The organism is Marinomonas epiphytica, from assembly GCF_054780655.1.
Genome location: NZ_BAAGVX010000026.1, coordinates 499,385 through 521,552 on the forward strand (window position 1 = coordinate 499,385; position 22,168 = coordinate 521,552).

Here is a 22,168-nt window from a genome sequence, read left to right on the forward strand (position 1 = left end):
ACACCTTATGTGTTTTCATGCTGGGCTAACTGGCTCTCTAAAGAGCACCAAGCGCCATTTTGCTGTGAAGAAGATAGGACCGCGGATATAAAGGCCATACCATCAACACCATCTTGAATGCTTGGAATATAGCCTTGCACTGAGTCTCTAGTTTTTCCTTCAGATAGAGAGGATAGGGCGTCTGCGATTTCTAAATATAAGTTTGCGAAACCTTCTAGGTAACCTTCTGGATGTCCTGCTGGAATACGAGTTAACTGGCCTAAGTGTTCGCTCATACCATGGCCTGAACGTGTGATCAGCTGTTTGGGCTGGCCGAGTTTAGACAGCCATAGCTCATTGGGGGATTCTTGGCTCCACTCTAGGCCTGCATACTGACCGTAGACTCGAATTTTCAGGCCATTTTCATTGCCTGGTGCAACCTGACTGGCCCATAACATTCCTTTAGCGCCTTTATTAAAACGCAACATGGTATGAACATTGTCATCCAAACGCCGACCCGGAACGAACGCATTCAGATCAGATGAAACTTCTTTAACTCTATCGCCACTGATAAAACAGGCAAGATTAAAGGCATGAGTGCCTATGTCTCCTAAGCAGCCTGCTTGGCCAGATTTTTCGGGATCAGTGCGCCATTGAGCTTGTTTGTTATCAGTCTCTTCTGTTTTATCGGTTAGCCAGTCTTGAGCGTATTCAACCTGTATTACCCTGATCGCACCCAATACGCCACTGTCAACTAAATACTTAGCTTGACGAACCATAGGATAGGCTGTGTAGTTATGGGTTAGGGCAAAGAAGGTATCGCTACGATCTAACGCTTTTTGTAAGTCGATTGCTTGTGCAAGGTCCTTTGTAACGGGTTTGTCACAGATGACGTGGATGCCTTGCTCAATAAAGCTTTTGGCGACCGGATAATGCATGTGATTAGGAGTCACGATAATGACCGCTTGAATACCGTCAGGCCTTTGTTTTTCTTGGCGCGCCATATCGTCAAAGTTTGCGTAACTACGCTCTTCACTAATACCAAGCTTCAAGGCTGAAGTGAGAGCTCGCTGTGGATCAGAAGATAATGCGCCTGCAACCAGCTCGAAGCGATCATCTAAACGGGTCGCAATACGATGTATAGCACCAATAAAGGCACCATCTCCGCCACCTACCATACCAATACGAATTCGTTGAAGTGTCATGTCAATGCTCCTTATTTCAATCCCAAGATGCGGCGATTCATTGCTGTGTCAATGCCGCTGCTGGCAAAGTCATCGAACGCTCGTTCGGTAATCTGAATGATATGATCATTGACGAATTTCACCCCTTCACGAGCACCTGCTTCAGGGTGTTTCATACAGCATTCCCATTCGATCACTGCCCAACCATCAAAGTCGTATTGAGTTAATTTTGAGAAAATGCTTTTAAAATCCACTTGACCATCGCCTAGTGAACGAAAGCGTCCTGCTCTCTCTATCCAGCTCTGGTAGCCACCGTATACACCTTGGCGACCTGAAGGATTAAACTCAGCATCCTTAACGTGAAACATTTTTATGCGATCATGGTAAATATCAATGAAGGCAAGGTAATCCAGTTGCTGTAACACAAAATGCGAAGGGTCAAAGAGAATGTTGGCCCTAGGGTGGTGTTCAGTGGCCTCTAAGAACATTTCAAAAGTGACCCCATCGTGTAGGTCTTCTCCTGGGTGAATCTCATAACAAACATTGACACCGCATCGGTCAAACTCATTCAAAATGGGTAGCCAACGGGCTGCCAGCTCTTCGAATCCAGCTTCCACCAGACCTGCGGGACGTTGCGGCCATGGGTAAAGGTATGGCCATAGTAAAGCGCCTGAGAAGGTAACATGATTGGTAAGGCCAAGGTTTTTTGATGCTTGGGCTGATTTCATTAATTGCTCAACGGCCCATTTTTGTCGTGCTTCTGGGTTGCCTCGAACAGACTCAGGAGCAAAACCATCAAACATTTCATCGTAAGCCGGGTGAACTGCGACAAGTTGGCCTTGTAAGTGGGTGGAAAGCTCCGTGACGACCATGCCATGTTCGGCGAGAAAGCTCTTAATATAATCGCAGTAGGCTAGATCACTTGCCGCTTTGTCTAAATCGAAAATGCGGCTGTCCCAAGTGGGGATTTGAACCCCTTTAAAGCCAATTTGAGCGGCCCATTTAACAATGCTTTCAAAGTTGTTAAATGGCGCTTCATCACTAGCAAATTGCGCTAAAAAAAGCGCAGGGCCTTGTATAGACTTCATAATATTGACCTCATATTTATTTTTATTTGAGCGGTAAATTATGTTTTGTAATCGATTACATTTATCGATCTTGTTATGAGGCTGAGTATAGTGAAATGTTAATTCAAGTAAATCTAAGGGAAATGAAGACAAGCAAAATATCAGCTTGTTGAGATATCTTAGAGTACTATTTTTTGTCCTAAATTACGTTTTTTTGCAGATAAGTTGTTTAGAGAGCAGGTCTTTCTAACAGAGCAATGTCGGTGTTCGTAGAAGCCTTTCTATTACTAACTTAATTATGCGCATTATTATTTTTCACTTTTCACAAAAAAACTGCTTTTTTCTTCTTTAAACCAATTCTAATTACGAGCTTTCGCTTTCTTAGTTCGCTTTTTTTACTTCATTAATGGCGAACAATGTAACCGTTTTCAGTCCAGTTACATCGGGCTAAGAATGGCTTCTAGGTTTTTTAATCACTCTCAAAAGCGGAAAAAGTTATAAAAAAATGCTTCCCTTAATCCTAAAATGTGCCATTATACGGAAATATTGTTTGTTGATATTCCGTAATGCGGAATAGAGTTTGGTTAAAGGGAATGGTTCCTCAGTTTCTCATGCAAGTATCGCTTAGCAGTTAATTGTTGGGCTTATATTGTCAATAAAGGTTTTGCACCATGAAAAAAATAATAAAGTGGTTGTGGGAGTGCATTGATATTTTAATAACCGCCATCCTTGCAATTATGGTTGTGCTGGTATTTACCAATGTGGTTCTACGTTACGGATTCTCATCTGGCATTCGTTCTTCGGTTGAACTTTCTCGACTAGGTTTAGTCTGGATTGTTTTGTTAGGTGCTGCGGTAGTGCTGCGCCGCGGTGAGCATTTAGCTGTTTCTGAATTTTCTGAACGCTTCTTTCCTTCTGCTGTTCCAATTTTAAATAGGCTTATTTGGTTAGTTATTCTGGTGGCGGCAGGTATGCTTTTCATTGGAGCAGTGAATCAAACCATTGCTAACTGGAATAATATTTCTCCGCTAACAGGCCTTCCTTCTGCCTTATTTGCTCTTGCCGGTGTGATATCTGGCTTCCTGATTGGGCTTATTGCTTTAGTTCGTATCTTTAATCCCACTTGGTTGCTTGAAAAGGAGGATGAAGAATGACTTTGGCTATCTTTCTAGGGGTGTTGCTGGTTTCAATCCTATTGGGATTGCCTGTTTCTTTTGCTCTGTTGTTGTCTTCTATGGCGCTTATGTTGCACATGGGACTGTTTAGCGCAGACATTCTTTCGCAAGCCTTAATTAATGGGGTAGACAGTTTTACGTTATTAGCTATCCCCTTCTTTTTAATTGCAGGGGAGGTGATGGCGACAGGAGGGCTTTCTGAGCGCATTGTCCGTCTAGCGAATACTTTTGTCGGCCACCGCAAAGGCGGTTTGGGTTATGTGGCGATATTTACTTCTATCTTGTTAGCAGGCTTATCAGGTTCTGCGGTAGCGGACGCAGCAGCCCTAGTCAGTATTCTTTATCCTATGATGCGAAAAGCAAAATATCCTGAAGGCTCCTCCATGGGGTTATTAGCATCGGGGGGGATTATCGCACCTGTGATTCCTCCTTCTATTCCTCTGATTCTTATTGGTGTTGCTGGTGGTATTTCTATTAAGAATCTGTTTATCGGTGGCATTGTTCCAGGCCTTCTTATGGGGATGACCTTGGTTCTTTTGTGGGGCTTTATTGTGCGAAAAGAAGAGCTCGCAGTAGAGCGTAAAGCCACTGGGAAGGAAAAACTGATGGCTCTCAAAGAGGGGGTTTGGGCTTTATTTCTTCCCATTATCATCTTAGGTGGTATTCGCTTTGGTGTATTCACGCCAACAGAAGCTGCGGTCGTTGCAGCTGTTTATGCCATTTTGATTTCCGCCTTTATTTATAAAGAACTTAGCTTTAAGCGACTGTTTTACGTATTAAAAAGAGCAGCGCGCTCTACCGCTATGGTGATGTTTTTAGTGGGCTGTGCCATGGTCGCTGCTTGGTTAATTACAGTAGCTCAATTGCCTCAGCAACTAGCGGAGTTTTTAGAGCCGTTGATTGATAGTCCAAGAATATTAATGGCCGTCATTATGCTACTGGTGTTCTTAGTCGGCATGGTTATGGATCTAAGCCCAACAATCTTGATTCTTGTGCCTCTGCTAATGCCTGTCATTAAAATGGCTGGCATTGACCCTGTTTATTTCGGTTTGATGTTTGTAATTAATACTTCCATCGGCCTAATCACCCCACCAGTGGGTACGGTTCTAAATGTGGTATGTGGGGTGTCTCGTGTACCCATGTCAACTTCAATAAAAGGCATCCTGCCCTTTATTGGCGCTTATGTCGTGTTGTTAGCACTGTTTATAGTGTTCCCCGACATCATTACTGTTCCGATGAAATTTATTATCGGCTAACCCGAGGAGAAAATAATGAAAACAATAACTACGTTATTTAAGGGTGTGGGTCTTGTATCCGTGTTGTCTATGGCTATGTTGTCAAATACGGCTCAAGCTGCAACAACGTTAAAGCTTGCCCATGCAGCACCTGAGTCCGATCTACAGCAAGATATGTCGGTGTTCTTCAAAAAAGAAGTTGAAGCACGTACTAATGGTGAAGTGAAGGTCAATATCTTTCCCCATGGTCAGCTTGGTAATGATGCGCAGATGATCCAAAGTACACGTTTTGGTTTGGTGGATTTCTCTATTGTTGGCTTGAATAATTATTCAGGCTTGTTGCCTGAGTCTGCCGCTTTCACCCTGCCGTTCATGTTTCCAACACGCGATGCAGCATACAAGGTATTAGATGGGCCTGTAGGACAGGCGGTTTCTAAAGACTTCGAGCAATTTGGCTTAAAGGGTATGGGCTACCCTGAGAATGGTTACCGCAATATGACAAATAATCGTGGTCCAATCCGTACTCCTGCTGATGTTGATGGGTTACGTATGCGAGTGAACGGTTCAAAAGCACTCAATGACATGTTCAATACGCTAGGAGCAAACCCTGCTCAGATCCCAGTGGCTGAACTCTATACCGCCCTTGAAACTGGAGTAGTGGATGCCCAGGACCATCCTATTGGTGTAACTCTCTCGTTTAAATTCTACGAAGTGCAGAAATACTTGAGCTTGACTCAGCACGCCTATTCTCCACTGGCTTTTACTATGAACTTGAAATCTTTCAATAAGCTATCAGCGGAAGAGCAAAAAGTGGTTGAGCAAGTGGCCAAAGAAGCGGTTGATATGCAGCGTGAATTAAGTATCGCAAAAGAAGACAAAATGATTGCGGAACTGGAAGCGGGTGGCATGCAAGTAAACCGCGATGTGGATGGAGCTGCTTTCCAAGCAGCCGTGAAGCCTGTTTGGCGTGCTTTTATCGAAGAGCATGGGGACAAAATGGTTAACGATATCTTAGCCGCATCTAAATAACCCAGTGTCTAGGTTGGCACGCTAATAAGAGTGCCAACCTATCACAATTGAATTCAGGCTCGTGAGGCAACTATGTATCAAGAATTAAAACAAAGAGTGCTGGAAGCAAATTTACAACTTCCACAATATGGATTGGTAACCTTTACATGGGGCAATGTGTCAGAAATTGATCGCGATTTAGGGGTTATTGCAATCAAGCCATCAGGAGTTAAATATGAAAATATGACTGCTGACGATATGGTGGTTGTCGACCTTGAAGGTAAGCGCCTTGAAGGAGAGTTATACCCATCGAGCGATACAGCGACACATATTGAGCTTTACAAAGCATTCCCCACGATTGGCGGCATTGTTCACACTCACTCAAGACACGCCACTATATGGGCTCAAGCAGGTTTGGATATTCCTGCTCTGGGTACTACTCACGCCGATTATTTTTATGGGGATATCCCTTGTACTCGTAAGCTATCTGCTGACGAAATAGAAAAAGACTATGAAAAGAACACCGGTTTGGTGATTGTTGAAGAGTTTCGTCAACGCAAGCTCGATGAAAGTGCTGTGCCTGGTGCCATTATATCTGGTCATGCGCCATTTTCATGGGGAAAAGATGGTTTTGACGCAGTTCATAATGCGGTTGTACTTGAAGAGGTGTCAGCCATGGCAATCGGCACACGCTCGCTGAATACAGGTATTAAGGTACAGAACGAACTGTTGGATAAACATTACTTGCGCAAGCACGGCGCAAATGCCTATTACGGTCAGAAGTAATTATGAAGTATCAGTTCTTAGCCCTTGACTTAGATGGCACCGTGCTAAAGTCAGACCGAACTATTTCTGCTGATCTAATTCGTACTGTGCAGCATTTGGCTCAAAAAATACCAGTAGTAATTGCCACAGGAAGGCATCATACGACGGCTCGTCCTTACTACCATGAACTTGGACTAACTGGGCCGATTATTTGTTGCAATGGTGCCTATGTATACAATTACCAGCAAGAAAAGGTCATTCAACATAATGCTATTCCTAAACCGCTAGCAAAAGATTTTTTGCGGCTGGCCCAAGACCAAAATATGGCCGCTGTGCTTTATGCTACGCACGCTATGATGCATTCAGTATCTCACCCGATTCCTTACATCGATGCTTTGGCTGACTGGGCCGAGCAGTACCCAGAAAATGTCAAACCGCAGGTTTATAAAGTGGCAGATTTGCAGCAAGAACTCGACGCTAATGAATACATTTGGAAATTTGTATTAGAAGGTGAAGGAGTAGCCGCTTTCGCGAGCCAGAGCTTCATAGAAGAGCACTTTAGTGCTGAACAATCTTGGCGAGACCGGTTCGATTTCGCTTACAAAGGCAATACCAAAGGGAGGGCATTGCGCTCTTACTTAGACTCCTTAGGCATCGATCCAATTCATATGGTGGCGATTGGAGATCATCATAATGATATTAGTATGCTGAAGTTAGCAGGCTTAGGGGTGGCTATGGGCAACGCAGGCTCAGAAATTAAAGCCATTGCAGACCGTGTTGCGGTTGGGCATAACGATGAAGAGCAAGGCTTATCTAGCACGCTAATAGAAGTGTTTGAGCTTAATGAGGTGTACACATGAATTACTTCATAGGGCTAGATTCAGGTGGCACTTTCATGAAAGCGGCATTGATTGATAGTTTTGGCCGTCAGCTTGCGATTGCAAAAGTATCTGCTCAAATCATTAATGGTCAGCAAGGGTGGGTTGAAAGGGAGCTTGATGCTCTTTGGCAGGATGCGAAGTCTGCCATTGCGAAGCTGTTAGAAAAAGTGGCAATAGCCCCGTCGGACATTAAGGGAATTAGTATTTCTGCTCAGGGTAAAGGCGCTTATTTATTAGATAAAGATGGCAATGATTTAAGAAATGGTATTTTGTCTTCAGATTCTCGGTCGATTGAGCAGGTCAAGCAATGGCAGGCGCAAGGGATACCAGAAAAAATTTATCCACTAACACTGCAGACCTTATGGACTGGTCACCCTGTCTCTATCGTGCGCTGGTTAAAGGATAATGAGCCAGATAACTATCAGCGTATTGGGGCCATTTTGATGTCTCATGACTACCTGCGTTATCGGCTAACTGGAGATATATCCGCTGAATTGACCAATATTTCTGAGAGTAACTTCTTTAACGCACATACGGGTCAATACGATGCCGAACTTTTAAAAATCTTTGAGATTGAAGAATGTTGGGATGCTTTACCTAAGGTGATTAAACCCGATCAACTAGCGGGTTATGTGCTCGACGATGTAGCAGAGGAAACAGGGCTAATGTCTGGTACTCCGGTATTTGGCGGCCTATTTGATGTGGTTTCAACGGCCATTTGCTCAGGGATCAATTCTAATCAACACAGTCTGAACTATGTAATGGGGACTTGGGCGGTCACCTCAGGCATTGCCACTGTTGCCAAACCGCAGGATAACCACCGTTATGTTTACGGTCATTATGTTACGGACAAGCAATATATTGTTCACGAAGCGAGCCCGACTTCGGCCAGTAATTATGAGTGGTTTGTTGATTACTTAGGAGAAGATGGAGAGTTTGATCATGAAGGGAATCAAACTTTAGTTAGCGCTCTTCCAGTAGCGGAAAGTGAGTTGTTTTTTGTACCTTTTTTATACGGCTCCAACATGGGGTTAGGGATTAAATCAGGCTTTTATGGTTTGCAAGCACACCACACTAAAGGGCACCTGATTCAAGCTATTTGGGAAGGTATTTTATTCTGCCACAACTTGCATTTAGAGCGTATGAGATTGCGTTTTCCGGGTGCTAAGTCGTTAACGGTCACCGGCGGTTCAACCTCATCAAGTGTATGGATGCAGATGCTTGCCGACCTAACCGGTATGGTGCTTGAAATTCCAGAACTGGATGAAACAGGATCCCTTGGTGCCGCTCTAATTGCCATGGTAGGAGCAGGCCAGTATGACAGTATTGAACAAGGCCTAGAGTCTATGTCGATACAGTCAAAGAAGATTGAGCCTAACTCAGAGAATTACCAAAAGTACCAGAAAAAATATCAGCGATATTTGCAGTTAGTTAACTTATTTAATGCCTTTGAGGAGTCCAAATGACTAAGCCATTATTACAAATTGCTCTTGATTCAACGGATATAAACACTGCTCTGCAAACGGCGCAAAAAATTGCTAATTATGTGGACGTGATTGAGGTAGGGACGATTTTAGCGTTTGCCAATGGGGTTGAAAGTGTTCGTTTGTTACGCAATCAGCATCCTGAACATGTTATTGTATGTGATATGAAAATCACCGATGCAAGTGCAATTCTTACTCGAATGGCTTTGCAAGCAGGAGCCAACTGGGTCACGGTAAGCGCCGCTGCGCATATTGAGACCATAAGAGCTGCCCATAAGGTGACTCAAGAACTTGGCGGAGAAGTCCAAATAGAACTATATGGTCATTGGACGCTAGAAGACGCAAAAGCTTGGGTTGATATGGGAATTAAGCAAGCAATTTATCATAGATCAAGGGATGCTGAACTGGCTGGTGTGACATGGACGGAAGAAGATTTAACGCTGATGAAAGCCTTGTCTGACTTAGGGATTGAATTATCTATTACTGGTGGAATAGTACCAGAAGATCTCGGGTTGTTTCGAGAGCTCAAAGTCAAAGCTTTTATTGCCGGTCGTGCATTGGCAAGTGAGCAAGGTCAACAGATTGCTGAATCCTTCCATACTGAAATCTCAAAATATTGGTAGGTAAAAATGAGTGAGCAAATAAAGTCACTTCTAAAATCGTTGAGTGTTCTAGAGTTTCTTGGGCAATATCCGAATGGCGCTGGGCTGCAAACCATAGCTCAGCAAACAGGGATGACGAAATCGTCTGCTCATCGAATACTCTCGACCTTTGAAAGTGCTGGCTATGTTACACAGCTGGCGAGTGGACGGGATTACCGTTTAACGATGAAGCTTTTACATGTGGGTCAGGTAGCACTTAATTCCGATGTGACAGGGTTGGTAAAACCTTATTTGAATGCTCTTCAGCATGAAATTAATGAAACCATTAATTTCATTTCTTTTGATGGGGATAACATTGTTTTTAAAGACAAAGTTGAACCAAGTAACGCCTCTTTTCGTACTCGAACTTATGTGGGGTTACATGCCCCAGCTTACTGCTCCGCAGCAGGAAAGTGCTTTTTAGCTCATGCTTCTATGCAAATCAAAGAAGCCTACTGGCAGCGTAATAATCATATGATGAAGCAGTTGACAGAAAATACGATATTAGAAAAATCGGCATTTTTTGACGAGTTAGAACGGGTGAAAGAACGCGGTTACGCCATAGATGATGAAGAAAATGAAGCAGGAATTTCTTGCGTCGCTATTCCTGTTTTTAATCAAGACAATATGCCAATTTATGCGATTAGTGTGTCGTCTCTTACTCCAAGAATTACGCGCTTGGGTGTGGAGGCATTAGCAGGGCAACTTGCGGATACTGCGCAAAAAATACAAGGCAAGTTATTTTAAGGTAACAGTATGATCCATTTTAACAAACCGTTTCGTATCGGCATTTATGAAAAAGCTTTTCCAGTTGAATTGAGTTGGCAAGAGCGTTTTGTTCATGCGAAGCAGTTAGGCTTTGACTTTATAGAAATCTCTGTAGATGAAACAGAGCACCGTCAAGCTAGGTTAGATTGGTCTGATGAAGAGATATATGCCCTGCGCCAGCTGAGTATCGACCATGATATGCCACTACAGTCTATGTGCTTGAGTGCTCATCGTAAGTATCCTTTCGGTTCAATGGACGACAGTGTGCGCGAAAGAGCATTTGAGATTATGGAAAAGGCCATCGCTCTCGCATACAAACTTGGGATTCGCTGTATTCAGATGGCTGGCTACGATGTTTATTATGAGCCGCAGTCGGAGCAAACCCATCAACGTTTTATAGAAGGGATGCGTAAAGCCACTAAAATGGCAGAGCGTGCAGGAGTATTGCTTGGGGTGGAAATAATGGATACACCGTATTTAAACTCTCTCGCTAAATTTGAAGTCCTAAAGCGTGAAATTCCCTCGCCATTTTTTATGGCCTATCCTGATGTTGGTAATATTTCCGGTTGGAATCATCATGTTCCAACTGAATTGAAGTTAGGCCAAGATCATATCGTACAAATACATTTGAAAGACACTCTGCGGGTATCGCCGACCAGTAAAGGTCAATTTAGAGATCTTGTTATTGGTGAAGGCGAAGTTGATTTCCACAGTATTTTTCAAACCCTCGTTGAAATTGATTATGCCGCGCCTTTTGTTATTGAAATGTGGGCTCAGAATGAGAATTGGCTAGCTGATATCAAGGCTGCCAAAGCTCGACTTACTGCCATTGCGAACGAAGTCGGGTTACCTCTTTAGTTTTCCTCTAACTCACGTTGAGTAAGTGATTGTCTACTACTACCTGGTGTTCTACTGGGTAGTTAGTAGACCTTTTTAATCCTTCCGTTTTATGACACTTCTAAAAGAAGAGGATGCTTTACGTCTTATTTTTTGGAAAGGCGGTTCTAGCGTTTTTGAGAAGAAAGAGAAGTAAGTTTTTAAAAGTATAGAAATTGTTCAAAAAAGCTTCACTTTAATTTTAAATGTGTCATTATACGGGAATAGAATAATAAATAATTCCGTAATGCGGAATTTAATAAGGAGAGTAAAAATGCCTATCGTATCCGTTGAAACCCTTCAGAATACCTACGAGAAAGTTCTTCTTGCTCGTGATATGTCTCCAGAGTCAGCTAAACGCTTAGCAAAAGGCTTTGCCGACATGGGAAATGAAGGCGTGTATTCACACGGCATTAATCGTTTTCCGGTTTTTATTAGTCAGGTTGATAAAGGTCAGATTGATCTGAAAGCAACGCCGGAGTGTGTGAATAGTATGGGGGCCCTTGAACAGTGGGACTGCCATTATGGTCCTGGTGTGCTAAATGGTCTTGTATGTGCAGATCGTGCAATGGAGCTTGCGCGCGAACATGGCATTGGCATGGTTGGGATGAAGAATTCGAATCATTGGATGCGTGGTGGAGCCTATGTTCTTGAAATGGCTCGACAAGGTTTCGCCGGCATCGCAGCCACCAATTCCATTGCCGTTATGCCCGCTTGGGGTGGCAAAGATCACCGTATTGGAACCAACCCTTTGATTATGGCCATTGCTGGTGATCCTCCGGTTTTAGTGGACTGCTCTATGTCGCAATTCTCCTACGGTCAGCTGCAAAATCACGTACTTGCAGATAAACCTTTACCGGTTGTCGGTGGTTATGATGATGAAGGCAATTTGACTCAAGATCCCCATGTGTTGTGGGAGAACAAGCGTATTTTGCCTATGGGGTTCTGGAAAGGGTCGTCTATGTCGATAGTGCTCGACATGATGATTACTGCAATCTCTGGAGGACGTTCTGTTCCAGCCATTACAGAAGACCAAGAGGGCGAATTTGGTGTTTCACAGTTCTTAATCGCGATCGACTTAAGCAAAACCATGGAAGCTTCTCAGTTCGCCTCTGAAATGCAGCGTATTCGAGACTACGTAATGGCTTCTGAACCTGCCGAAAGCGGCGAGGTGTCTATTGCTGGGTCGAAAATTCAGCGTTACATCGATCAGCATGAAGCGGCAGGCGGCATTGAGATTCATGATGAGATCTGGCAGCAAATACAGGCCCTAGCAGAGTAAAACGCTCAGACAGACTCCCTAACAATAAAAATAACAAGTTTAGGATGGTTTTAAGATGACAACTCAAATGATTAACGAAACGTTATTGACGTTTCGAAATGTCACTAAAAAATTTGGCGGTAACCTTGCTGTCAATGATGTGTCTTTTGATGTAGATAGCCACAGTGTTGTTGCTCTTTTAGGAGAAAATGGCGCAGGTAAGTCAACTCTCATTAAAACGTTAGCGGGCATACATCAAGCCGATGGGGGAGAAATTCTGTATCGGAAAAAAGCCTTTAACCCAAAAGAAACCAGCCACGATGAAATTGCCTTTATTCATCAAGATTTAGGGTTAGTTGATTGGATGACAGTGGCAGAAAATATGGCGCTTTCTATGGGATATGTGAAGCGTTTTGGCATGATTGATTGGGAGAAAACCAATCAGCGTGCTGCTGACGCCCTCGCCATGGTAAATGCCGATATTGATCCGCAAACCCGAGTGTTTCGCTTAACTCGTGCGGAGCAGTCTCTGATCGCTATTGCCCGCGCGGTTTATTGTAAAGCAAAGCTTCTTATTCTAGATGAACCCACTGCAAGTTTGCCCGCTGCAGATGTAGAAAGGCTCTTTGAAGTGATTCGTGACCTGCGCCATAAAGGGGTCGGTATGATTTATGTTTCTCACCGACTCGATGAGGTGATGGAAATATCCGATAAAATGGTCATCATGCGTGACGGTAATCTAGTCGCTCAATGCCCAACTCAAGGGGTCAGCAGCAAAGAGTTGGTTGCTTTGATTGTTGGGTCTGAACAAAAAGAGTTTGAGGCTCTACCAGTAGACTCTAACGCTAACCAGCTAATGTCAATAAATGAGTTAGAGGCTGGTCTTATTGGTCCGGTGAGCTTCCATGTTAATCAAGGTGAAATCCTCGGTTTAGTTGGCTTGCGAGGTGGTGGTCAAGGTGAAATAGGGCGCGCTTTATTTGGTGATTATCCGATTTTTTCTGGAGAGGTGTCGTTAGCAGGTAAAGCATTAGATCTATCTTCTACATCAAATGCTATTAAGCAAGGTATGGGCTATGTCGCTGGTGAACGTAGTGAAAACCTCGCCATGTCTATGTCTGTTCAAGACAACCTTTTCATTAACCCTCTTTTGCAAGCTTCTTCTCCGCTTTCAATATCGCATTTTCAGCAAGAATCTTCGCAAGCTAAAGCCTTAATTGATCAATTTGATGTGCGTCCGAACGACGCTAGTCAAACTATTGAAAATTTAAGTGGCGGAAATCAGCAGAAAGTTATCATTGCTCGTTGGCTGAATTTAAAAAAGAAAGTTTTGATTCTTGATGAGCCCACGGCGGGGGTCGATGTAGGCGCCAAATCGGAAATATACGAATTGCTACAACTGGCGGTAAAACAAGGTTTAACCGTTATTGTGGTCTCTACAGATTTTGAAGAAGTAGAGAAGATCTGTAACCGCTGTTATGTGTTCAGCAAGGGACAGATACATAAGGAGTTAACGGCAAGTGAAATATCCTTTGCCAATATGCTTAATTTGGCCTCGGCGGATGGACAGTGATCCTTCCTTAAAAAAATAATAATGAAAGAGAACAGTTTATGAGTACTTCAATAAAATCTACGGCGTTAGAACCTGATCATAACGATAAGCCAGAGAATGAAAACTTGTTTGCTAAAATAGGGCGCTTCTTACCTGTTTATGGTTTGCCAGTGTTAACCCTGTTGCTGATCGTTTTCTTTTCCGTGTTGTTACCCGACACCTTTCCGACCATGTTGAATTTACGGTCTATTTTAAGTGATAAATCCATAATCGCTATTTTAGCCTTGGCCGCTATGGTGCCCATGCTAACAGGAAAAATAGATCTGACTGTAGGGTATGGAATTGTACTTTGGCACATCTTAGCCATTAGTCTGCAAACCAAGCTTGGCCTGAGTTGGCAAGCGGCGGTATTGATTGTACTGGTTTGCGGCATGATCTTTGGCTTACTCAATGGCCTATTAGTGGAAATGGCTAAAATCGATTCCTTTATTGCTACCCTAGGTACGGGCACTGTGATTTATGCCGTGGCGCTTTGGTACACAGGCGGTCGTCAAGTTATTGGTGCTTTAGACCCTAGTTTTTATGCTATATCCAACTCTTTCTTTCTTGGTCTTCCTGCCCCAGCCTTTTATGTCTTAGGTATCGCAATTTTACTTTGGGTTATAACCGAAAGACTTCCTATCGGGCGCTGTTTATACGCTATTGGCGCTAACCCTCGTGCAGCGGATCTAAACGGTATTCCTTCTCGTAAATATGTCATCAGTGCGTTTGTCACCTCTGGTCTGTTGACCGCTCTTGCGGGTGTCATTTTGGCTGCGAAGCTACGTATTGGTCAGGCAAATGTAGGTCTGGAGTTTTTATTGCCCGCTTTAGTGGGGGCCTTTTTAGGCTCGACGACAATACGTCCAGGTCGAGTGAATGTTCTGGGTACTATTATCGGGGTAGCGATTCTCGCCGTCGGTATTTCAGGTATTCAACAATTAGGGGGGGCTTTTTATATCGAGCCCTTATTCAATGGAGCCACTCTATTGATATCAATTGGTATCGCAGGGTATGCCCAACGCCGAGGAGGTCGAATTAAACGCAAGGTGAAAGACACGAACTAAGAAATTCAATGATTCTGCTTTAGACACTTAGTAAATAAAAAAAATAACACTATTGAGGTTAATATGAAAAAGCATCAAGCAATGATTAAACGAACTGCTTTATCACTTTCAGTTGTATTGGCGGCTTCGGCAGGCGCCGTGCATGCAGACAATTTTTTAGAGATGGCAAAAGCGAAAGTGGAATCGGCAACAGCGCCTTATACCACTTGGGATGGGCCAACCACTGGGCCGAAAGCTCTAGCAGATAAGACCATAGTGTTTCTTGCTTCTGATATGCGAAATGGCGGAGTCTTGGGGGTAAGCAATGGCGTACAGGAGGCCGCAGGTTGGACAGGTTGGACAGTTCGAGTGCTAGACGGTCAAGGTACTGTATCAGGTCGTACGGCTGCCTTTAATCAGGCCATTGCCCTAAATCCAGATGGTATTGTCTTAGGTGGCTTTGATGTCAATGAACAAGCGGCAGCGTTAGAGTCTGCTACAGCTCAAGGCATTAAAGTAGTTGGTTGGCACTCGGCTGCCAAGCCAGGACCCATTCCAGAAAAGAACATCTTTTCAAACATTACAACGGATGCTGATGATGTGGCAGAGATTGCTGCGTTAGCAGCGGTGGCTGAGTCAGACGGTAAAGCTGGCGTCGTGATCTTTACGGATTCTGCTTATGCTGTTGCTATCGCCAAGTCTGATGCCATGGCGGAAGTGATTAAACAATGTAGTGGTTGTACGCTGATTTCGGTAGAGGACACACCTTTATCTGATACTTCTACTCGCATGCCGCAATTAACGACGTCTTTGCTACAAAGAAACTATGGTAAATGGACCCACTCGTTGGGCATTAACGATCTGTATTTTGATTACATCGGAGCCTCTTTAAGCTCATCTGGGTTGCCGGCTGATGAGTTACCTAAGAACCTATCTGCGGGTGATGGTAGTCAATCTGCTTACGCACGTATACGCGCAAATTATAACCAAGTGGGTACGGTTCCTGAGCCTTTAAATTTGCATGGTTGGCAAGTGGTAGATGAATTAAATCGTGCCTTTGCAGGTCAAAAAGATAGCGGCTATGCCACGGCGGTACATCTTGTGACACCTGACAATATTGCTTTTGATGGGGGAGATAGCGACATTTTTGACCCGGATAATAATTATCGAGAGCACTATAAAGCAATCTGGAAATAGCAGATTGTTAGCGCATTTTAAGGAGGGTTGTTCTGACCCTCCTTAAAATGGTTTGTTGGGTTTGCAGAGAGAGTTTTATGATGAGTGCGATTGAAGTCTATGATGAGCGTTTGTCGTCCATTCTTTTTTCAGGGGCTGAGCTTGAGGCTGTGTGTACTGGGGCCGCTTGGAGTGAAGGTCCAGTCTGGTTGGAGAGCGAGCAAAGACTTTTATGGAGCGATATTCCAAACAACCGAATTCTTACTTGGTGCGCCAATGAAAAAATGAGTGAATGGCGTGCTCCGTCTAACTTTACGAATGGTCATTACTTAGACTTAGACGGCAACTTACTACATTGTAGTCATGGTGCTAGAGCAATTATTAAAACCGACTTGGTGACGAAGTCCAGTACCACCTTAGTGAGTCACTATGATCAGAAACGCTTAAATTCACCGAATGATTTAGTGGTTAAATCTGATGGCAGCATTTGGTTTACAGACCCACCTTATGGGATTGTTTCTAACCATGAAGGCTATCAGGCCGAATCAGAACAAGCTGGTAACTACGTTTATCGGTTTGATCCCATTTCACAGCAATTAGAGGTTGTCTGCGATGTGATGGAAGAACCAAATGGGTTGGCATTTTCTCCTGACGAAAGCTTGCTTTATATTGCGGATACTTCTGCTGCGTTAAGAAAAGACGGCACAGGGCATCACCACATTATGGTATTTGATGTAACGCAGGACAAGGTGCTAGAAAACCCACGATGCTTTGCTGAGGTTTCCCCTGGACTGGCTGACGGCTTTCGACTTGACACTCAAGGTTGGTTATATACTTCGTCTGCAGACAGTATTCAAATTTACCACCCTGATGGCACCTTACTCGGGAAGATTTTTGTGCCTGAAGTGGTGTCTAATTGTACTTTTGCTCGTGATAACAGAGCTAAGTTTGGAGGCGAGGTTCTCTATATTACTGCTTCCACATCTATTTATCGCATTGAGCTAAATACTCAAGGTCATCGAGTTACTAAATAGGATTTACTATGAAATATGAGGATTATCAAGCGCATCTAGCTGCATTTGAAAATGGGCAGTTTGAGTCAATTGCACAAAGCTATGACGAAATTTGTGCAGCTCAAGATTTGTTAATTCGTCAGCTGGTGGAAGCGGGTGCTAGCATTAAGGGTTGGAAAGTGGTGGAGGATAGTGGACTCATTATTATCTCTCCTATTTTTGATTTTCAACTGTTTAGCTCGGCAGGTGAAGAGCTAGCAAGTCAGCCCCTTGACGGTATTGAGATCGAAATTGCCTATTTATGCCGTGTCCCTGATGTAGAACAACGAATAGAAGAACAAGTTAAGTTGGCAGAGCCTAGGGTGGCTGTTGAAGTAATGCGCCCTAAAATTAATTCGGCTAACTATCAATCCTGCGATTTTTATTACAACTATGGCATTGTTGTTGCGGAAGAAACGCTGCAAGACGCTCATTTTTCGTTACAAGCAGGAAATAAAGAGCGCTTTGACTACAGCACACTTGATGCGGACTTTTATCCATCCAAACAGGCCCTCTTACGTGAAGGCATGATGGAATGCGTGCGTCGTGGGTATACTGAGCAAGAATACTATTTCATGACAGGAAGTTTGAATGGGGTGCTGGATCTAAACATTTGTACTGGGCACAACCAACTGATTGCTGAGGGCAAAACTTACCTAGAGTTAACAATTAATTAAGCTCATTTACCAGCCAGTTTTTAAAGCCTTGTACAACAGGAGCCAGCTGGTGGTGGTTTGGGCTTAAAAAATAATATCCATAGCCACTGTTAATTCTCAGCGACAGTGGCGATATTAGCTTTCCTTCTTGTATGTCCTTATGCGCGAAAATATCAGGCACAAGAGCAACGCCTTGCTGGTTCTTGGCCGCTTCCAATGATAAGAAAAAATGTTCAAAACCATGACTGTATTGAGCTTTAGCTTGAATATTATGGGAAAGGTCTTGCACTGCATGGCTCATGAACTGCGGCCAGAGCTGTGGTCGCGTAGTGTGAGTAATTAACGGATACTCATATAGGTCTTCTGGTTTTTGAAGCGGGTGCTGTTGAGCTAGTTCAGGATGAATAACTGGAATTAATTTCTCTTTACACAGTAGAACAGCGTGTTCATGAGTAAGGGATAAAGGCAAGCATCGAACGGCTATATCCGCACTTTGTTGATGAAACTGAAAGGCTCCATCTCCTACTTCCAATTGTAGTGTTAGCTCAGGGAAACGCTCCGCTAACTGTCTTAACCTAGGAATAAACCAGAGTGTAGCCAAAGAAGGGATCAGGTTTATTTTTAACTGCTGGGCATGGCTGTGTTGTTGCTGTAATTGTGCACTGGAGCTTTGTATGGTCTGTAGAGCCTGCATTATACCAGGTAGAAACTGTTTTCCAGCTTGGGTGAGGCTAATGCCATTGGCATTACGATCAAACAAAGCTGTTTGTAGGTGCGCTTCTAATAATTTTATTTGCTTACTAATCGCCCCTTGAGTCACATTCAATTCTAATGCTGCTTGAGAAAAACTCAATTTGCGCGCGGCAGATTCAAATGCTTTTATTGCATTTAAAGGCGGTAGCTTGCTCGACATTTTAGGTCTCATTACTTTTTCTCATGAGGTCAGAGAATATATCGTTTGTTTGGTTAGGTAAATAGGTCTTAGATTAGCTTACTTAATAACCAATAAACGAAGTGCAACATGACTCATATTTTTCAACGCCACTGCCATGCAAACCTGCCAACAGCAATAAGAGGTGAAGGCAGTTTTATATACGATCAAACTGGAAAGTCTTATTTGGATGCGAGTGGAGGGGCTGCCGTATCTTGCCTAGGACACAACCATCCGCAAATTCAGCAGGCATTACATAAGCAAATAGATCAACTGAGTTACGCTCACAGTGGCTTTTTTCATACAGAAGCTTCAGAGCAGTTAGCGAATAAGCTTGCAGAATTAGCTCCAGGTGATTTGAACCATGTATACCTTGTATCTGGTGGATCAGAAGCGGTTGAGTCTGCTTTGAAATTAGCACGGCAATATTTTGTTGAACGAGGTGAGTTAGAGCGAAAAACCTTTATTTCACGGCGGCAAAGCTACCATGGCAACACTTTAGGCGCATTAGCCGTTGGCGGCAATGCTCTAAGACGCGCGCCATTTGACCCTTTATTAATGCCAGTGGAGCATATTAGCCCATGTTTTGCCTTTCATGGTTTAGAGCAAGGTGAAAGCCATTTTGAATACGGACAAAGAATGGCCAATGAACTTGAGCAACGCTTGCTAAAAGTGGGACCTGAAAGCGTTATTGGGTTTATTGCTGAGCCTGTTGTCGGTGCGACGGCAGGTGCAGTAACTGCTGAGGCCGGCTATTTTAAGCGCGTGCGAGAAATTTGTGATCAATATGGGGTGTTATTAATACTAGACGAAGTGATGTGTGGAATGGGCCGAACTGGAAGTATTTTCGCTCAACAACAAGAAGGTATTGTGGCGGATATCGTTACCATTGCCAAAGGCTTAGGCGCAGGTTATCAACCTATCGGGGCCATGATTGCCAGCAGCCAAATTCATCAAACTATTGAGCATGGGTCTGGCTTTTTTCAGCATGGTCATACCTACATGGGGCATGCTGTCGCGGCGGCAGGCTCAGTGGCAGTATTGGATATTTTACAGCAACCCCAAACCATGCAGCTTGTTCAGGAGTCGGGGCAGTTGTTGCAAAAAGCCTTATCTAGTTGCTTGTCTGGCAGCGAGTTTGTTGCGGACATTCGAGGCCGCGGCTTATTTCAAGCAATAGAGCTAATGCAAGACCGAGGTAAAAATACGCCTTTTCCAAAAGCCAGCCGACTAGAGGCAAAAATAAAAGCTCATGCCATGTCTTTAGGGTTAATGTGTTATCCCATGTCTGGCACCATTGATGGCGAGCAAGGTCATCATGTATTACTTGCTCCCCCCTTCATTATTAAGCCAGATGAAATTATGTATTTAGCTGAAACATTGGCCACCAGCATCGAAGCTGTTTGTCAGAAGGAATATCTAGTATGACAGGAGTAATGAATAAAATGGGTGACATAAAAGGCGAAAGTATTATAATCGTCGCCCCAAATGGGGCTCGTAAAACTAAACAAGATCATCCTAATTTACCAATTAGTGTCAATGAGTTAGTGGACGAAGTTCGTCAGTGTGTGGGAGCCGGAGCCAGTATGGTGCACCTCCATGCTCGTAAAGGTGATGGTAGCCACTCTTTAGAGATTGAGGATAACTTGCAGGTCTACCAAGCGGTAAAATCTGCACTGGGTGATCAGGTTATTGTTCAATTAACAACGGAAGCAGTAGGTGTGTATTCGCCTGATCAGCAAATGGCGCTGATACGGAACGTTCGACCTGAAGCCGCTTCATTTGCTTTAGTTGAGCTGATTCCAGATGAAAGTCATGAACAAGCAGCAAGCGAATTTTTTCATTGGCTTACATTGCAACATATAACTTCACAATATATTGTATATTCACCAGAACAATTATCGTACTATCTTGACCTTAAGGAACGAGGTGTTTTACCGGATACTCATCATCATTTATTGTTTGTGCTTGGGCGTTATCATAAACAACAACTTTCCGAGCCGAGTGACTTAGACCCATTTTTAGACTATATAGATCAATTAGATGATGTCCGTTGGGCAGTGTGCGCTTTCGGAGTAAAAGAACAAGAGTGTTTGCTAAAAGCAGCTTCCTACGGGGGAGATGTCAGAGTCGGATTTGAAAATAATCTGCACAAAGCAAATGCACAACTTGCTGAGTCAAATGCTGAGCAAGTAAAAGATTTGTCTTATGCGCTAGAGAAAAGTGGTAGGGCAATTATGAATGTTAAGGCCGCAAGGAAAGCCTTGTCCTTTGCATAAACACGAAAAAGTGTAATAAAAAGTAAGCAAAACAAGCTTCAAATTATAACTAAGGGGATGACCTATGAAAAAGCTTAAGTCGGCATTGTTAGGTGCTGGTATTGCCACGTTATTTACTGCTGTTCCTGTACAAGCTCAGCAATATGTATCCATCGGTACCGGTGGCGTAACAGGTGTTTACTACCCAACAGGTGGTTCTATTTGTCGTCTAGTGAACGCTTCTCGTAAAGAGCATGGCATTCGTTGTAGTGTAGAAAGTACGGGTGGTTCTATTTACAACATCAATACGATTCGTGAAGGCGAATTAGAAATGGGTGTTGCACAGTCAGACTGGCAATATCATGCATACAATGGTACTAGCAAGTTCAGCGACAAGGGCGCATTTAAAGATCTTCGTGCGGTATTTTCTGTTCACCCAGAACCATTCACTGTAGTAGCTCGCGCTGATTCTGGTATCAAGTCTTTTGAAGACTTAAAAGGTAAGCGTGTCAACGTAGGTAACCCAGGTTCTGGTCAGCGCGGTACAATCGAAGTGCTAATGAAAGAATACGGTTGGACGATGGATGACTTTAAACTGGCGTCTGAATTGAAAGCGTCAGAGCAGTCTAAAGCATTGTGTGATAACAAAATCGACGCCATGGTTTACGTTGTAGGTCACCCAAGTGGTTCAATTAAAGAAGCAACGACTTCTTGTGACAGCGTATTAGTAGAAGTATCTGGCAAGCAAGTTGATAAGCTAGTGGCAGATAACTCTTTCTACCGTACTGCTACTATCCCTGGTGGCATGTACTCAGGTTCCGCTGACGACGTTGATACTTTTGGTGTAGGTGCGACTTTCGTAAGCTCAACTAATGTTTCTGATGAAGTGATTTACAACATTGTTAAAGCGGTGTTTGAAAACTTCGATACTTTCAAAAAGTTACACCCAGCTTTTGCTAACTTGAAGAAAGAAGAAATGGTAAAAGATGGTCTTAGTGCACCATTGCACCCAGGTGCGGTTAAGTACTACAAAGAAGCAGGCTTGATGTAATTAAATAAACCTCGTTTATTACATCAAGATATCAGGGGCAGAAATGCCCCTGTGTTTTTTTGAATCGCTTTAGGATAGCTTCT

At 43.5% G+C, this 22,168-nt stretch carries 21 protein-coding genes; 18 read left to right on the top strand and 3 right to left on the bottom strand.

The annotated features are described in order from the left end of the window. Positions 1–5 precede the first annotated feature (5 nt). On the bottom strand, positions 6–1,184 hold the full coding sequence (locus ACYVGZ_RS07430) for a Gfo/Idh/MocA family protein (RefSeq protein WP_460753369.1): 1,179 nt from the start codon (positions 1,182–1,184) through the stop codon (positions 6–8). 11 nt (positions 1,185–1,195) lie between these two features. Beyond that, positions 1,196–2,251, bottom strand: a complete 1,056-nt coding sequence (locus ACYVGZ_RS07435) for a sugar phosphate isomerase/epimerase family protein (protein WP_460753372.1) — start codon at positions 2,249–2,251, stop codon at positions 1,196–1,198. A 650-nt stretch (positions 2,252–2,901) separates the two neighbouring features. Between ACYVGZ_RS07435 and ACYVGZ_RS07440 the strand changes: the two genes are divergently transcribed. The 15 genes from ACYVGZ_RS07440 to ACYVGZ_RS07510 all read left to right on the top strand — a co-directional run bounded on the left by ACYVGZ_RS07440 (position 2,902) and on the right by ACYVGZ_RS07510 (position 17,866). Continuing rightward, complete coding sequence (locus ACYVGZ_RS07440) at positions 2,902–3,384, top strand: TRAP transporter small permease (protein WP_460753375.1); 483 nt, start codon at positions 2,902–2,904, stop codon at positions 3,382–3,384. Beyond that, complete coding sequence (locus ACYVGZ_RS07445; protein WP_460753378.1) at positions 3,381–4,661, top strand: TRAP transporter large permease; 1,281 nt, start codon at positions 3,381–3,383, stop codon at positions 4,659–4,661. The genes ACYVGZ_RS07440 and ACYVGZ_RS07445 overlap by 4 nt, the downstream gene beginning before the upstream one ends. A 15-nt stretch (positions 4,662–4,676) precedes the next feature. Continuing rightward, positions 4,677–5,669: a TRAP transporter substrate-binding protein gene (locus ACYVGZ_RS07450; protein ID WP_460753380.1), complete on the top strand. Its 993-nt coding sequence runs from the start codon at positions 4,677–4,679 to the stop codon at positions 5,667–5,669. 72 nt (positions 5,670–5,741) lie between these two features. Continuing rightward, positions 5,742–6,434, top strand: coding sequence for an L-ribulose-5-phosphate 4-epimerase (locus tag ACYVGZ_RS07455; RefSeq protein WP_460753383.1), 693 nt, complete (start codon positions 5,742–5,744; stop codon positions 6,432–6,434). A gap of 2 nt (positions 6,435–6,436) precedes the next feature. Then, positions 6,437–7,273: a Cof-type HAD-IIB family hydrolase gene (locus ACYVGZ_RS07460; RefSeq protein WP_460753385.1), complete on the top strand. Its 837-nt coding sequence runs from the start codon at positions 6,437–6,439 to the stop codon at positions 7,271–7,273. Next, positions 7,270–8,760 carry an FGGY-family carbohydrate kinase gene (locus ACYVGZ_RS07465; protein WP_460753388.1) on the top strand — a complete coding sequence of 497 codons (1,491 nt, stop codon included), beginning with the start codon at positions 7,270–7,272 and terminating at the stop codon, positions 8,758–8,760. Before ACYVGZ_RS07460 ends, ACYVGZ_RS07465 begins: the two co-directional genes overlap by 4 nt. After that, positions 8,757–9,401 carry a 3-keto-L-gulonate-6-phosphate decarboxylase UlaD gene (locus ACYVGZ_RS07470; RefSeq protein WP_460753391.1) on the top strand — a complete coding sequence of 215 codons (645 nt, stop codon included), beginning with the start codon at positions 8,757–8,759 and terminating at the stop codon, positions 9,399–9,401. The genes ACYVGZ_RS07465 and ACYVGZ_RS07470 overlap by 4 nt, the downstream gene beginning before the upstream one ends. A 6-nt stretch (positions 9,402–9,407) precedes the next feature. Then, positions 9,408–10,166 carry an IclR family transcriptional regulator gene (locus ACYVGZ_RS07475; RefSeq protein WP_460753394.1) on the top strand — a complete coding sequence of 253 codons (759 nt, stop codon included), beginning with the start codon at positions 9,408–9,410 and terminating at the stop codon, positions 10,164–10,166. A gap of 9 nt (positions 10,167–10,175) precedes the next feature. Beyond that, positions 10,176–11,045, top strand: coding sequence for an L-ribulose-5-phosphate 3-epimerase (locus ACYVGZ_RS07480; RefSeq protein ID WP_460753396.1), 870 nt, complete (start codon positions 10,176–10,178; stop codon positions 11,043–11,045). Positions 11,046–11,337: 292 nt separating this feature from the next. Continuing rightward, complete coding sequence (gene yiaK, locus ACYVGZ_RS07485; protein ID WP_460753399.1) at positions 11,338–12,345, top strand: 3-dehydro-L-gulonate 2-dehydrogenase; 1,008 nt, start codon at positions 11,338–11,340, stop codon at positions 12,343–12,345. A 55-nt stretch (positions 12,346–12,400) separates the two neighbouring features. Further along, a complete protein-coding gene (locus tag ACYVGZ_RS07490; protein WP_460753401.1) occupies positions 12,401–13,897 on the top strand; it encodes a sugar ABC transporter ATP-binding protein in 1,497 nt (498 codons plus the stop codon). 38 nt (positions 13,898–13,935) lie between these two features. After that, on the top strand, positions 13,936–14,982 hold the full coding sequence (locus ACYVGZ_RS07495) for an ABC transporter permease (RefSeq protein WP_460753404.1): 1,047 nt from the start codon (positions 13,936–13,938) through the stop codon (positions 14,980–14,982). Positions 14,983–15,045: 63 nt separating this feature from the next. After that, positions 15,046–16,158, top strand: a complete 1,113-nt coding sequence (locus tag ACYVGZ_RS07500; RefSeq protein ID WP_460753406.1) for a substrate-binding domain-containing protein — start codon at positions 15,046–15,048, stop codon at positions 16,156–16,158. Between the two features lie 77 nt (positions 16,159–16,235). Then, positions 16,236–17,171: an SMP-30/gluconolactonase/LRE family protein gene (locus tag ACYVGZ_RS07505; protein ID WP_460753409.1), complete on the top strand. Its 936-nt coding sequence runs from the start codon at positions 16,236–16,238 to the stop codon at positions 17,169–17,171. 8 nt (positions 17,172–17,179) lie between these two features. Beyond that, a complete protein-coding gene (locus ACYVGZ_RS07510; RefSeq protein ID WP_460753411.1) occupies positions 17,180–17,866 on the top strand; it encodes a hypothetical protein in 687 nt (228 codons plus the stop codon). Here the strand turns inward: ACYVGZ_RS07510 and ACYVGZ_RS07515 are convergent. Then, positions 17,859–18,758 (bottom strand): LysR substrate-binding domain-containing protein, encoded by a 900-nt coding sequence (locus ACYVGZ_RS07515; protein WP_460753414.1) that lies wholly within the window; start codon positions 18,756–18,758, stop codon positions 17,859–17,861. The genes ACYVGZ_RS07510 and ACYVGZ_RS07515 overlap by 8 nt on opposite strands. Before the next feature lie 108 nt (positions 18,759–18,866). Between ACYVGZ_RS07515 and ACYVGZ_RS07520 the strand changes: the two genes are divergently transcribed. The 3 genes from ACYVGZ_RS07520 (at position 18,867) to ACYVGZ_RS07530 (ending at position 22,085) form a co-directional block, all read left to right on the top strand. Beyond that, positions 18,867–20,204, top strand: coding sequence for an aspartate aminotransferase family protein (locus ACYVGZ_RS07520; protein WP_460753417.1), 1,338 nt, complete (start codon positions 18,867–18,869; stop codon positions 20,202–20,204). Continuing rightward, positions 20,201–21,055, top strand: coding sequence for a beta-keto acid cleavage family enzyme (locus tag ACYVGZ_RS07525; protein WP_460753420.1), 855 nt, complete (start codon positions 20,201–20,203; stop codon positions 21,053–21,055). Before ACYVGZ_RS07520 ends, ACYVGZ_RS07525 begins: the two co-directional genes overlap by 4 nt. A 64-nt stretch (positions 21,056–21,119) precedes the next feature. Continuing rightward, positions 21,120–22,085: a TAXI family TRAP transporter solute-binding subunit gene (locus ACYVGZ_RS07530; protein ID WP_460753423.1), complete on the top strand. Its 966-nt coding sequence runs from the start codon at positions 21,120–21,122 to the stop codon at positions 22,083–22,085. The last annotated feature ends 83 nt before the right edge of the window (positions 22,086–22,168 follow it).